Source organism: Flaviaestuariibacter terrae (genome assembly GCF_054777635.1).
This window is the reverse complement of the sequence record NZ_BAAHAL010000006.1, coordinates 1,146,313-1,158,379: the sequence shown is the minus strand read 5'-3', so window position 1 is coordinate 1,158,379 and position 12,067 is coordinate 1,146,313. Positions and strand designations below refer to the sequence as shown.

14 protein-coding genes are annotated in these 12,067 nt (G+C 59.2%); 5 read left to right on the top strand and 9 right to left on the bottom strand.

The genetic code is table 11. From position 1 onward, the window contains the following. Positions 1–117 precede the first annotated feature (117 nt). The 6 genes from ACYU7Z_RS05750 to ACYU7Z_RS05725 all read right to left on the bottom strand — a co-directional run bounded on the left by ACYU7Z_RS05750 (position 118) and on the right by ACYU7Z_RS05725 (position 2,834). Entirely contained in the window at positions 118–387 is a 270-nt protein-coding gene (locus ACYU7Z_RS05750) for a KGG domain-containing protein (RefSeq protein ID WP_460568295.1), read from the bottom strand. Between the two features lie 192 nt (positions 388–579). Then, positions 580–834 (bottom strand): hypothetical protein, encoded by a 255-nt coding sequence (locus ACYU7Z_RS05745; protein ID WP_460568293.1) that lies wholly within the window; start codon positions 832–834, stop codon positions 580–582. A 53-nt stretch (positions 835–887) separates the two neighbouring features. Further along, positions 888–1,316: a response regulator gene (locus ACYU7Z_RS05740; RefSeq protein ID WP_460568291.1), complete on the bottom strand. Its 429-nt coding sequence runs from the start codon at positions 1,314–1,316 to the stop codon at positions 888–890. A gap of 65 nt (positions 1,317–1,381) precedes the next feature. Continuing rightward, on the bottom strand, positions 1,382–1,882 hold the full coding sequence (locus tag ACYU7Z_RS05735) for a hypothetical protein (protein WP_460568289.1): 501 nt from the start codon (positions 1,880–1,882) through the stop codon (positions 1,382–1,384). Between the two features lie 152 nt (positions 1,883–2,034). Further along, a complete protein-coding gene (locus ACYU7Z_RS05730; RefSeq protein WP_460568287.1) occupies positions 2,035–2,391 on the bottom strand; it encodes a hypothetical protein in 357 nt (118 codons plus the stop codon). A gap of 59 nt (positions 2,392–2,450) precedes the next feature. After that, positions 2,451–2,834, bottom strand: coding sequence for an HPF/RaiA family ribosome-associated protein (locus ACYU7Z_RS05725; RefSeq protein ID WP_460568285.1), 384 nt, complete (start codon positions 2,832–2,834; stop codon positions 2,451–2,453). 119 nt (positions 2,835–2,953) lie between these two features. On the opposite strand from ACYU7Z_RS05725, the gene ACYU7Z_RS05720 reads away from it, so the two are divergent. Beyond that, entirely contained in the window at positions 2,954–3,697 is a 744-nt protein-coding gene (locus ACYU7Z_RS05720) for an SGNH/GDSL hydrolase family protein (RefSeq protein ID WP_460568283.1), read from the top strand. Positions 3,698–3,746: 49 nt separating this feature from the next. Here the strand turns inward: ACYU7Z_RS05720 and ACYU7Z_RS05715 are convergent, their stop codons facing one another. Further along, the gene (locus ACYU7Z_RS05715) at positions 3,747–4,490 is read right to left on the bottom strand and encodes a class I SAM-dependent methyltransferase (RefSeq protein WP_460568281.1); all 744 of its coding nucleotides are present in this window, start codon (positions 4,488–4,490) and stop codon (positions 3,747–3,749) included. Between the two features lie 275 nt (positions 4,491–4,765). Here ACYU7Z_RS05715 and glmM point away from each other — a divergent pair, with 275 nt between their 5' ends. Together glmM and ACYU7Z_RS05705 are read left to right on the top strand one after the other, a co-directional pair. Next, on the top strand, positions 4,766–6,166 hold the full coding sequence (glmM, locus tag ACYU7Z_RS05710) for a phosphohexomutase domain-containing protein (RefSeq protein WP_460568279.1): 1,401 nt from the start codon (positions 4,766–4,768) through the stop codon (positions 6,164–6,166). A 167-nt stretch (positions 6,167–6,333) separates the two neighbouring features. Then, positions 6,334–7,512: a cysteine desulfurase family protein gene (locus ACYU7Z_RS05705; RefSeq protein ID WP_460568277.1), complete on the top strand. Its 1,179-nt coding sequence runs from the start codon at positions 6,334–6,336 to the stop codon at positions 7,510–7,512. A 193-nt stretch (positions 7,513–7,705) separates the two neighbouring features. Here the strand turns inward: ACYU7Z_RS05705 and ACYU7Z_RS05700 are convergent, their stop codons facing one another. Then, positions 7,706–7,927 (bottom strand): PspC domain-containing protein, encoded by a 222-nt coding sequence (locus ACYU7Z_RS05700; RefSeq protein ID WP_460568275.1) that lies wholly within the window; start codon positions 7,925–7,927, stop codon positions 7,706–7,708. 149 nt (positions 7,928–8,076) lie between these two features. Here ACYU7Z_RS05700 and ACYU7Z_RS05695 point away from each other — a divergent pair, with 149 nt between their 5' ends. Both ACYU7Z_RS05695 and ACYU7Z_RS05690 read left to right on the top strand, forming a co-directional pair. Continuing rightward, positions 8,077–10,344, top strand: a complete 2,268-nt coding sequence (locus tag ACYU7Z_RS05695; RefSeq protein ID WP_460568273.1) for an aconitate hydratase — start codon at positions 8,077–8,079, stop codon at positions 10,342–10,344. A 173-nt stretch (positions 10,345–10,517) separates the two neighbouring features. Beyond that, positions 10,518–11,372, top strand: a complete 855-nt coding sequence (locus ACYU7Z_RS05690) for a SprB repeat-containing protein (protein WP_460568271.1) — start codon at positions 10,518–10,520, stop codon at positions 11,370–11,372. Between the two features lie 3 nt (positions 11,373–11,375). On the opposite strand, the gene ACYU7Z_RS05685 is transcribed toward ACYU7Z_RS05690, so the two are convergent. After that, complete coding sequence (locus ACYU7Z_RS05685) at positions 11,376–11,936, bottom strand: UbiX family flavin prenyltransferase (protein WP_460568269.1); 561 nt, start codon at positions 11,934–11,936, stop codon at positions 11,376–11,378. Between the last annotated feature and the right edge of the window lie 131 nt (positions 11,937–12,067).

Sequence of the window (12,067 nt, the reverse complement as noted above, 5' to 3'; positions counted from 1 at the left end):
CCGCACGATATTGTAGAAATACGGATTGCGGCTGCGTCGTTTTGAATTTACGCGACACGAAAGCGCACTAAAAAGCCCGGACTACACCGGGCTTTACAATTCGTTGTAGCATAACGGCTACAGGGTCGGGCCTTCCTGACCGCGGTTCTGCTGGCGACGTCCGCCGCGCGAATTCATACCGCCTTTGCGGCCTGCCTCGCGGGCTTCTTCGCTGGTCCACTGGTGCGCCACGCCCTGCTCGTGGGCGGCACGGCCGCCTTTGGAGGCGATTTCGCGCTGGCGTTCCGGACTCATAGCAGCAAAACCACGATTAGAGCGCTTGCGTTCAGCGCCGTTGTTTTGCTCTCTCTGACCTTGGATGTCTCCGTTGATTCTGTTCTCGTTCATAACCTTTAACGTTTAATGCGTTGGTAAATGGTTGAGGGTGTTCCACCTGTCGTGTCTTTCCTCAAAAAAACTGTGCCTCGGCTTCGCAAACGGGCCGCCCGGCGGGGCTTTGGGGCATTGCCCATCGAATTCTACGCTGTTGCGGGATGAGGGGAAATATTTCGGGGAAATCTGTCCCTTTTTTCACCGCGCTCAGATGCCTTCGGTGAGCACGCCCAGCGAGATCCGTTCGAGGTACGGCTCGAGGCGGTCGGTATCGTCGAAGCCTTCGATCGAATGGATATCGAGATTCTCCATCGAGAAAAAAACTTCCGCGTAAAAATCATAAAGTTGATAGAGAAGCACCGACCAGGGAATGTCTTTGCGGTGTCCGAGATAGGCGCCCTGCTCCAGCAGGATCCGCCGTTGGTCGCCCGAGGAAAGGGCGTTGAAGGATTGATTTGTCATGGGTGTTAGGTTAGCGTTCCCTTAACCCAATTCAAACAGGATGCCATTCCCGCTTACAGCCCCGTCAGTTCTGCATTTCGGGCCGGTAAAAGCGCCACGAGCGAGCGGGCCAGCTCAAGTACCTCGCTGTATTCCATGCCCTTTTCGTAGCAGCGCAGCACGCCGTTCGCCAGGAGTTCCTGCTGCATTTTGGGACTCATGCCCGTTGAATACAAAACCACCGGGATGGCGCGCCAGGGGTCGTGTGCCCGCAGGTAGCGCGCGAGCTCCGCGCCGTTGATGGCGGGCATGTTGTAATCGAGCACGAACAGCTCGGGGAGGGCAGTGTCGGGGAGGCTTTTGAGGTGCTGCAGGAGCTCGTCTCCGGAGCAGAACATCCGGACGTCGTCGGCTATCGAGAGCTCGCTGAACGCCTGCTGCATGATATAGCGATCGTCGGCGTCGTCCTCTACCAGCAAAATCCGGTAATTCCGTTTTTGCATAATCGTATAATTAATATTCGTTAAGGGTTAGGACAAATGTAGGGAAAACCGCACAACCGCCCGGATCAGGCGGAGAACAGGGCGCCGAGCGGCAGCACGTCGGCGAGCTGCGTCTTGCATACCTCGATCATGATGGAGCCGATGCTGGGGCTGCCGTAGCGCTGCTGCACCACCGTCACCTCACGGGCGGCCGCTTCGAGGGCCTTCACGTGGTAGCGGCGTACGGTCGTTTTTCCTTCGAGCACGCTGGCGAAGGAGCGGAGGTAGCCGTCGGTGCTCTGGGCGAGCTCCTCGTCGGGAATCGGCTCGAGCTCGCGGAGTGCCGCGGCCTGGCCGGCCTCGGTGCCTTCACGAACCTCGGTTTCGGCAAGGGCATGAAACTGGTCGCCGATACGGAGGGTGAACAGCGTCAGTACGAGGCTGTCGAGGTATTCCATGTTAAGGCTGCTCAGGGGTACATCCCGGAAGGTATAGAGGCCTTCAAGCCCGGAAAGGAGCAGGAAAGGATTGATGTGCAGCTCGGAGGCTTTGTCGGAAAGGCGTTGGAGGAAGGCTTGCTCGTCCATATGGGCGGTTTTCAATAAAACGAAAAAAGGGCAAGATAAGTGTATCCTGCCCATATACTTTGCCGCAACCGCAAGGCGCCGGGCTGTGCCGTGAAGCTGCCGGTAACAGCCGCCGCCGGAGCCCGTCGCGCCTTACGGCTCACGACGCATCGTTACACTTCATCCACGTCATCACGGCGCACCGTCGTTACCCGGTCGCCGGTATCGGTGGCGGTCGTCGTGGTCGTGGTGCGGCTGCGCGAGCGGCTGCCGCCCAGGAGGGCCACCAGCAGGAGGATAAACACGGCTGCCCCAACGAGCCATACCCAGGGGGAGTTGTACCAGTTGGAGCCCCCGTCGGTTACGTTGACCGAGTGGGTCGAGGAGCTGGAGCTGGAAGTTGTGCTGCTGCCGCCACCGCTGCCGCCCGAGGAGCCGCCATCCTGTGCCCACACGGCCAGCTGGAAGCCAGCCAGCGCGAGGGTCATGCCGAGGGCCTTGGCCCGTTGTGAAATCATCATTGTTTTCATACGCTTTCGTTTTTTAATTCGTCTAATGAGCTCAACCTTTCAATAATTAAGCCAGCGGATTAGCTTAGCGACTCCTCTTCTTCCTCCTCCGTATCCCCGGCCAGCAACTGGTCTGTCAGTACATCGTTGGTCGAATTGCGCTGGCTGTGCGCGATCTGCTTGTCGTGGGCACGCTTCATCTGGCTCGCCAGCACATCGATACAGGAATCAACCGCCTGCTCATAGGAAGCCGAATGCTCCTTCACGAAAAGGTCGGGACCGGGCACCTCGAGGCGGATCTCGCAATAATTCTCTGCCGTGTTGCGGTCAGGCCCCTGGAACAGGGTGACATTGGCCCGGACGATGCGATCGGTACTTTTCAGCTTCTTTTCCAGCTTCTCCCGAATATAGCCTTCCAGCTCATTGCTGTGCTTGAATCCCAGCGACTGAATTATGATATCCATACTTTATACTGTTTAGGGGAATGCCTGCCAACATCGCACCAAAGTCAGGCAGGAGGCCATCCGCTTCCGCCTTACTGCGCAACAGATGCTCCCGGCCGGCCGAACCTTTCGCCCTGTTTTTGCGTACGTACTATATGACACTGGTGAACATGATCCTTGCCGCGGGCCTCCTGCTGGCGGGCTGCAGCAAGAAGCCTGCGGCCATCGCGTCCTCACCCGCTCCGGCGCCTGCGCCGGTCCTTCCGGCACCGCCTCCCGCACCGCAGCGCAGCTACCTGGCGCTGGGCGACTCGTATACGATCGGCCAGAGCGTCGGTGAGACCGAACGCTTTCCGTACCTGCTGGCGGCACGCCTCGCTGACTCCAACCTGCACGTGGCCACCCTGCGCTACATCGCCCGGACGGGCTGGACGACCGACGAACTCCAGGCGGCCATTGCCGCGGAGGGCGCGCTGGGCACCTATGATGTGGTGACCCTTCTTATCGGTGTTAACGACCAGTACCGCGGCCGCGATACGGCCTCCTACGCAGCACGCTTTACGCAGTTGCTCGAAACCGCCATCGCCCTTGCCGGTGGCCGCAACGGACATGTATTTGTACTGTCGATACCCGACTACAGCGCCACGCCCTTCGTGGCCGCCGCCGACAAGCCCCGTGTGCGTCGTGGGATCGATGACTTCAACGCGGTGAACCGGCGGATTACGGAAGCGTATAGTGTTAGTTATACGGATATCACGCCCGACACGCGGCTTGTGGCCAGCGACCCGGGGCTGCTGGCTTCCGACAACCTCCATTACTCCGCCCGCGAACACGCCGTCTGGGCGGGCCGGCTCCTTCCGAAGGTCGCCGCATCGTTGCGATAAGGCTACTGCCCGCGCTCAGTGCGTCGATGCGCGCTCACCTGCTCACCGCTCACTTCTTAGCCAGTACGATAAGGCGCGGGCACTTCCGCACGTCGTAGGTCCCGAGTTTGTAGTCGCCAAAAACCTCCTGCACCTGCAGCCCCTGGAAGGAGAGCATGTCGGTGAAGTCGCCGAGGCTGAACTTGGCCACTTTTTCGGTGTGCGTCATCGGGCTTTCGAGGGCCGGGTCGGTTACCGTTATTTTCTTGTAGAAATGCGTTCCGTCGTGCCAGCGGTGGATCTCGTAGCGGCTGTCGCCAATGACCTTTTCCTCGTGGTGCACGAGGCGGTCTTCCACGTAATGCACGTTCAGGTAGTCGATAAGCAGGGTGCCGCCGGGGCGCAGCGAGCGCGCCATGGTGCGGAGGGCGTCGTCGTGCTCGCGGCGGGTGGCGAAGTAGCCGAAGGAGGTGAAGAAGTTGAAGGTGTAGTCGAAATAATTTATCCAGAAAGGCAGGCGCATGTCGTGCACGGCGAACCGGAGCTGCTCGTTCTCGTACTGCTGCGCGTAGGCAATGCTTTCCGGGGAAATGTCGATGCCGGTGACGTCGAAGCCGCGGGCCGCGAGGAACCGGCTGTGGCGACCCTTGCCGCAGGCCACGTCGAGGGCACGGCTGCCGGGGGCAGGGCGGAGGTGGGCAATCAGGCGGCCCAGGAAATCCTCGGCTTCCTGCTCGTCGCGGTCGAAATAGAGCTTGTGGTAATAATCGGAATTAAACCAGCTCGTATACCATTCCCGTTCGATCGTCGCCATGGGGCAAATCTAAGGGTGTTCAACTTCTTAAGGTTCTGATGGTTCTTAAGGTTCTGATGGTTCTGAAGGTTGCTGCGAGCGGCCCACCTACCCAAAACCTGTCAAAACCTTCCAAAACCTGTCAAAACCTTCCAAAACCTGTCAAAACCTTCCAAAACCTGTCAAAACCCTTCAAAACCTTCCATAACAGCTGCGATCCCCCATCTCTCACCCAAACCTTCTCCGCCCGGCTAATGGCTTTACCGTATTTTTGGCGCCTCAAAAAAGGAACGTACGTGGCATTAATCAAGAGTATTTCGGGTATCCGGGGCACCATCGGCGGCAAGCCGGGGGAAAACCTGACACCCATCGATGTAGTGAAGTTTACCGCAGCTTATGGCTCTCTTATCATCGAGGGCGCCGACAAAACCGCCCCGGTCAAGATCGTAGTGGGCCGTGACGGACGGATGAGCGGGGAGCTGGTGAGCGGCCTCGTTACGCAGACCCTCGTAGGCCTGGGCATCCAGGTTCTCGACCTCGGCCTGTCGACCACACCCACCGTAGAGCTGGCCACGAAAGCCGAAGGCGCCGCCGGCGGTATCATCATTACGGCCTCGCACAACCCGAAGGAATGGAATGCCCTCAAGCTCCTCAACAGCGAAGGGGAATTTATTTCGGCCGAGCTCGGCGCCCAGGTGCTCGAGCGCGCCGCACAGGAGTCTATGAGCTTCCCTGGCGTGGACAAGCTTGGCTCCATCAGCCGCGATGATTCGTGGATGCAGCAGCATATCGACCTCGTGCTCGACTATGCCCTGACCAACAAAAAAGCGATCGAAAAAAGAGAATATAAGGTGGTTGTCGACTGTGTCAACTCCACCGGCGCCCTCGTGATCCCGCAGCTGCTCAAAGCGCTCGGCGTAACCGAGGTCATCGTGCTCAACGGCGAGGTGAACGGCCGCTTTGCCCACAACCCCGAGCCGCTGCCCGAGCACCTCTCGCAGCTCAGCAACGAGGTAGTGAAGCAGAACGCGCACTTCGGTATCGCCGTCGATCCCGACGTTGACCGCCTTTGCTTTGTGTGCGAGGACGGCTCCATGTTCGGCGAGGAGTACACCCTCGTGGCCGTTGCCGACTACGTGCTGGGCAAGCGCCCCGGCAACACCGTGAGCAACATGAGCTCCACCAAGGCGCTTAAGGAAGTGACGCTGAAGCACGGCGGGCAGTATTTCCCGTCGGCTGTCGGCGAGGTGAACGTGGTGCAGAAGATGAAGGACCAGGAAGCCGTTATTGGCGGCGAAGGCAACGGCGGCATCATCGTCCCCGACTTCCACTATGGCCGCGACGCCCTCATTGGCATCGCGCTGTTCCTGTCGCACTTTGCATCTTCCAAAAAGACGAGCCTGAAGTCCTTCCGCGCCAACTACCCCGATTATTTTATCTCGAAGAATAAGATCGAGCTGGAGAAAGACCTCGACGTCTCCGCCATCTTCGAGCAGATCAAAAAGAAATACCGCAACAACCCGATCAATACGGAAGATGGGCTCAAGATCGAGTTCGACACCGACTGGGTGCACCTGCGCACGTCGAACACCGAGCCGATCATCCGGATCTACGCGGAAAGCAACTTCGAAACCACCGCCAACAACATCGCCCGGAAGCTGATGAACGATATCCGGGAGCTTAGTTCAGGGTTTTAACAGTTTGGAGTTTTGGGTTTTGGGTTGGCTGACGCATGCGTTCGGCCATGTGTAAGGCTGGTATCCTTGCCCTATCTACCTGTTGCCGCGCTTCGCGAAACTGAAAACCCCAAACTCCAAACTCAAAACTGTCCCGTAACTTTGCGCCCGTAACGATGGCCCTCCTTATGGAACAAACGCTTCTGCACGCCGCTTCAACGGCTGCCCCTATGACCGATCAGCGCATATACCTCGACAACGCCGCCACCACGGCCCTCGACCCCGAGGTGCTGGCCGCGATGCTGCCCTATATGCAGTCGCACTTCGGTAATCCCTCGTCCATTTATTCGTATGGCCGCGAGACGCGCCTTGCCATCGAAACGGCGCGCAAGACCGTGGCGAAGCTGCTCGGCACCCGCCCCGGCGCGATCTTCTTTACCTCGGGCGGCACCGAAAGCAACAACACCGCCATCGCGGCCTCTGTGCGCGACCTGGGCTGCCGCCACATTATCACCTCGCCCATCGAGCACCACGCCGTGCTCCACACCGTGGAGTACTGGGGCGCTGGCAACGAGGTGACCCACAGCTTTGTGCGGCTGCACGAAGACGGGTCGGTGGACCTCGAGGACCTCGACCGCCAGCTGGAGGCGCAGCAAGCCGCGGGCAGTCGCTGCCTCGTCACGCTGATGCACGCCAACAACGAAATCGGTGTTCTCCTGCCGATCAAGAAAGTTGGTGAGATCTGTAAGAAGTGGGACGCTATCTTCCATTCCGACTGCGTGCAAACGGTAGGTCACTATCCCCTCAATCTTAGCGATATCCACGTACACTTTATCTCCGGCGCGGGCCACAAGTTTCATGGCCCCAAGGGTACCGGCATCCTGTACGTGAACGAAGAGATCAATATCAAGCCGCTGATCCTGGGCGGCGGCCAGGAGCGCAACCTGCGCGCTGGCACCGAAAACGTTTATGGCATCGTGGGCTTCGCGAAGGCCCTGGAGCTCGCCATGAGCCGCTACCCCGAAGACAGCCAGTACATCCAGGAGCTACGGGCGTATATGCGCGGCCGCCTCGAAGTGGAGATCCCCGGTCTTGGCTTCAACTGCAGCGCGCAGTCGCTTTACACGGTGCTCAGCGTATGCTTCCCAAAAAATGAAAAAACAGAGTTCCTGCTGATGAACCTCGACATGCAGCACATCTGCGTATCGGGCGGCTCCGCGTGTTCCTCCGGCGCCGACATCGGATCGCACGTGATGAAAGCCCTCAACAAAGCAAGCGACTGGGTGACCATCCGTTTCAGCTTCAGCAAGTTCAATACAAAAGAAGAAGTAGATCGCGTGGTGGATGCGTTGAAGCAGCTAGTTTAGTCAGCTGATAAAAAAGTCTGCTATTCTGCTAGTCTGCTAATAGGCAAACGCCCCGACGAAGTCGGGGCGTTTGCCTATTAATGTTGGTAGAGAACATGTATTAGCAGACCAGCCCATTAGCAGACTAGCAGATTAACTTGTTGGTAGAGAACATGTATTAGCAGACCAGCAGACTACCCAATTAGCAGATTCCTCACAGGTTCCACCACGGATTGCGTCTTGCCGCACCCATGTAGCGTTTCATATTCATCCAGAAGGCGAGGATCATGTAGATGATGACGGGTGAGCCGAAGGATAGGAGGGAGATGTAGATAAACCACATGCGGATCCGCGACGTGGCGATGCCCATGCGCTCGCCGATAGCGGTGCATACGCCGAAAGCCTGCCACTCGATAAAATCCTTGAAGCGGTTCATAATGCGAATTTATTGATTTCTGCTACGCGCCACAGCCCCGGGCTACCTGTTTCGTACGGGGATTTGCCATAAATTTGCAGCACTTTACCGTAATCTCTTCTACAAACACAATGCCCGAGTTTGCCTCGGGTCTAAAAAACAGAGCGCCCATGTTATTTGACCTCGACCTGATCCGGAAAGTGTATACCGAGTTGCCGATCAAGGTGGCCGGAGCCCGCAAGCTGCTCGGCAAGCCCCTGACCCTCGCCGAAAAGATCCTGTACTCACACACCTTCACGCCCGCCACGCGCGTGCTCGAGCGCGGCAAGGATTACGTCGACTTCGCGCCCGACCGCGTAGCCATGCAGGACGCTACCGCCCAGATGGCCCTGCTCCAGTTCGATACCTGTGGCCGCAGCCGCGTAGCCGTTCCCTCAACGGTGCACTGCGATCACCTTATCCAGGCCCAGGTAGGTGCCAAGCAGGACCTGGACAAAGCCATTGACATCAACCGCGAGGTGTACGACTTCCTGTCGTCGATCTCCAACAAATACGGCATCGGCTTCTGGAAGCCCGGCGCCGGTATCATTCACCAGGTGGTGCTCGAAAACTACGCCTTCCCCGGCGGTATGATGATCGGTACCGACTCGCACACCCCCAACGCGGGCGGCCTCGGTATGGTAGCCATCGGCGTGGGTGGCGCCGACGCCGTCGACGTGATGGCCGGCCTGCCCTGGGAACTCAAGATGCCCAAGCTGATTGGTGTTAAGCTCACCGGCAAGCTGAGTGGCTGGGCCTCCGCCAAGGACGTGATCCTGTGGGTGGCCGGCCAGCTGACCGTGAAAGGCGGTACCGGCGCGATCGTGGAATACTTCGGCGACGGCGCCGACAGCCTGTCCTGCACGGGCAAGGCCACGATCTGTAACATGGGTGCCGAGATCGGCGCTACCTGCTCCGTCTTCGCTTACGACGACCGCATGGCCGAATACCTCCGCGCCACGGGCCGTGAGGAAGTGGCTTCCTGCGCCGACAGCGTGCGCGAGCACCTCCGCCCCGACGCCGAAGTGGTGGCCAATCCCGCAAAATATTACGACCAGGTGCTCGAGCTCGACCTGAGCACCCTGGAGCCCTATGTAAACGGCCCCTTCACGCCCGACCTCGCGACGCCCATCTCCAAGATGGCCGAAGCCGTGGCTGCCAACGGCTGGCCCGACAAAGTGGAAGTAGCGCTCATCGGCTCCTGCACCAACTCCTCTTACGAAGACATCTCGCGCTCGGCCTCCATAGCCGCGCAGGCCAAGAAGAAAGGCCTCAAGGTAGCCTCCGAGTTCACCATCACCCCGGGCTCCGAGGTGGTGCGCTATACCATCGAGAAAGACGGCTACCTCGGCACCTTCGGCGAGATCGGCGGTATCGTGCTGGCCAACGCCTGCGGTCCCTGCATCGGCCAGTGGGCCCGCCATATGGACGACCCGACCCGCAAGAACACGATCGTCACGTCCTTCAACCGCAACTTCGCCAAGCGTAACGACGGCTTTGCATCGACCCACGCGTTCGTGGCCTCGCCGGAGATCGTAACGGCTTATGCCATTGCCGGCCGCCTGTCGTTCAACCCCCTTACCGACAAGCTGACCACCGAAAGCGGTGAGCAGGTGATGCTCGACGAGCCCAAGGGCTTTGAGCTGCCGCCCACCGGTTTCAAGGTAGAAGATCCCGGCTACCAGGCCCCCGCTTCCGACGGCTCCAACGTGCACGTGCTCGTGGCCGGCGACAGCACCCGCCTGCAGCTGCTCGAGCCGTTCCCGGCCTGGGAAGGCACGGACCTCAACGGCCTCAAGCTCCTGATCAAGGTAAAGGGCAAGTGCACCACGGACCACATCTCGATGGCAGGTCCCTGGCTCAAGTATCGCGGTCACCTCGACAACATTTCGAACAACATGCTGATCGGTGCGGTGAACTACTTCAACAACGAAACCGATAAGGTGAAGAACGCACTCACGACCGCTTACGGTCCCGTGCCCGCGACGCAGCGCGCCTACAAGGCCGCCGGCATCGGCTCGGTGGTGGTTGGTGATGAGAACTACGGCGAAGGCTCCTCCCGCGAGCACGCTGCCATGGAACCCCGTCACCTCGGCGTACGCGCGATCCTCGTTAAGAGCTTTGCCCGTATCCACGAGACGAACCTGAAGAAGCAGGGTATGCTCGCCCTCACCTTTGCCGACAAGGCCGACTACGACAAGGTGCAGGAAGACGATACCATCGACATCCAGGGCCTCGCCACCTTTGCCCCCGGCAAGCAGCTGACGCTCGTGCTGAACCACAAGGACGGTACTTCGGATAAGATCAAGGTAAACCACACGTACAACCAGCAGCAGATCGAATGGTTCAAGGCCGGCTCGGCGCTGAACCTGATCCGCAAGCAGTTCGCGAGCGCGTAAGTAGCTCACGGAAGACACGGAAACTAAATACAGGCCCGTCGTATTGCGACGGGCCTTTTTGTTGACAAACGGCGCATGTGGACGGAGTGCATCGACCCAACATTTTCCTGCAACATGGCAAGAGAGGCAACGCGCGCGCGTCTCCTGCGTATATACGGTACAAATCACCGATTATGGGCACCCTTGCGCACAAAAGCGCCTTGCTCTTCGCCGCGACCTTACTCGCTGCCTGCAGCAAGAGCACATCCGACAACAATACAACCAACCCCGATCCTTGTTCCGGCGTAACCATACAGGTGACCGGCTCCGTTACCCCTGCATCGGCAGGACAGTCGAACGGCGCTATCAGCGCCACGGCAAGCGGCGCATCGGGCTTCACCTTTAGTAAAGACGGGACGAACTTCCAGGCCTCGGGCTCCTTCAGCAACCTGGCTGCCGGCAGCTATACCATCACGGCACGCAGCAGCGGCGGCTGTACAGGCTCGGCCGCATTCACAGTGGGAACCGTCAGCACCTGCGCAGGGGTGACGATCACCGTTAATCCTTTTGTGAGCGCCAACGTTCCTTGCGGCGGAAACAACGGCAGTATAACGGTAACGGCCAGTGGCGGAGTCGCACCGTATAACTACAGCATCAATGGCGGCAGCTTCCAGTCTGGCAACGTTTTCAACAGCCTTGCAGCGGGCAGTTATTCGCTGCTGGTGCGGGATGCGAACGGCTGTACCTCGGTCAACACAACGGCGTCGGTGGGAAATGCTCCAGCGGGCAGTCTCTTCAGCACCGTGCGGTCGATCGTACAGGCCAATTGCGCGGTATCGGGTTGTCATGACGCGGCGACGCAGCAGAACGGGATCAACTTTTCGGATGCCTGCCAGATCGTTTCGCACGCCAGCGCGATCAAGCTCCGTGCGGTTGACCAGGCCGGGACGCCGCAACAGATGCCGCAGCCGCCACGAGCCCCGCTGACTGCCAGCGAGCGCGCCGCGATCAGCAACTGGGTCAGCGCCGGCGGCGGCTACACGAATTGACCGCTAGCTGTTGCCCCAGCGAAAGGATTCATTCTCCAAACCGATAAGGTCGATCACGCGGTCGACCACAGTCAGTGCGGCTTCTTCGATGGTCTTTGGACCTGAGTAAAAGGAAGGAGTGGCGGGGCAGATGATCCCGCCGGCGAGCGTTACCGTCTCCATGTTTCGGATATGAACAAGGCTGTAGGGCGTTTCGCGCACGACCAGCACGAGACGCCTGCGCTCCTTGAGCATCACGTCGGCAGCGCGGGTAACGAGGTCGTTCGACAGGCCGCCGGCAATACGTCCGAGGGTACCCATCGAGCAGGGGATCACCACAAGCGCATCGTAGCGCGCCGAGCCGGAAGCAAAGGGCGCCATAAAATCGTTTTTTGCAAAATAGCGGAACGGGAAGGAGTCGTAGTCGCGCGCGCCGAGCTCGGTTTCCCAGTTGTATTTCGCATTATCGCTCAGCACCACAGATACTTCGGCACATTGCGCGCACAGCTGCTCCAGTTTTTGCAGCAGCAACCGTGCGTAGATCGCCCCGCTGGCGCCGGAAACGGCGACGGCTATTTTCTTCATAAGATGACGGGCTTACGTTCAACGCGATGGTTTGGGCGGAGCATCAGGATATGGGGATCGGCCATTGTTCGGGTTTGTGTAAAAGTACGTACAGGACAGCGCTGAGCAAGTGAGCGCGTGAGCGGTGAGCA

Excerpts from the sequence above, each read along its gene's own strand:
- ACYU7Z_RS05750 (WP_460568295.1), bottom strand. The coding sequence starts at position 387 with ATGAACGAGAACAGAATCAACGGAGACATCCAAGGTCAGAGAGAGCAA.
- ACYU7Z_RS05745 (WP_460568293.1), bottom strand. The coding sequence starts at position 834 with ATGACAAATCAATCCTTCAACGCCCTTTCCTCGGGCGACCAACGGCGG.
- ACYU7Z_RS05740 (WP_460568291.1), bottom strand. The coding sequence starts at position 1,316 with ATGCAAAAACGGAATTACCGGATTTTGCTGGTAGAGGACGACGCCGAC.
- ACYU7Z_RS05735 (WP_460568289.1), bottom strand. The coding sequence starts at position 1,882 with ATGGACGAGCAAGCCTTCCTCCAACGCCTTTCCGACAAAGCCTCCGAG.
- ACYU7Z_RS05730 (WP_460568287.1), bottom strand. The coding sequence starts at position 2,391 with ATGAAAACAATGATGATTTCACAACGGGCCAAGGCCCTCGGCATGACC.
- ACYU7Z_RS05725 (WP_460568285.1), bottom strand. The coding sequence starts at position 2,834 with ATGGATATCATAATTCAGTCGCTGGGATTCAAGCACAGCAATGAGCTG.
- ACYU7Z_RS05715 (WP_460568281.1), bottom strand. The coding sequence starts at position 4,490 with ATGGCGACGATCGAACGGGAATGGTATACGAGCTGGTTTAATTCCGAT.
- ACYU7Z_RS05705 (WP_460568277.1), top strand. The coding sequence starts at position 6,334 with ATGGAACAAACGCTTCTGCACGCCGCTTCAACGGCTGCCCCTATGACC.
- ACYU7Z_RS05700 (WP_460568275.1), bottom strand. The coding sequence starts at position 7,927 with ATGAACCGCTTCAAGGATTTTATCGAGTGGCAGGCTTTCGGCGTATGC.
- ACYU7Z_RS05695 (WP_460568273.1), top strand. The coding sequence starts at position 8,077 with ATGTTATTTGACCTCGACCTGATCCGGAAAGTGTATACCGAGTTGCCG.
- ACYU7Z_RS05690 (WP_460568271.1), top strand. The coding sequence starts at position 10,518 with ATGGGCACCCTTGCGCACAAAAGCGCCTTGCTCTTCGCCGCGACCTTA.
- ACYU7Z_RS05685 (WP_460568269.1), bottom strand. The coding sequence starts at position 11,936 with ATGAAGAAAATAGCCGTCGCCGTTTCCGGCGCCAGCGGGGCGATCTAC.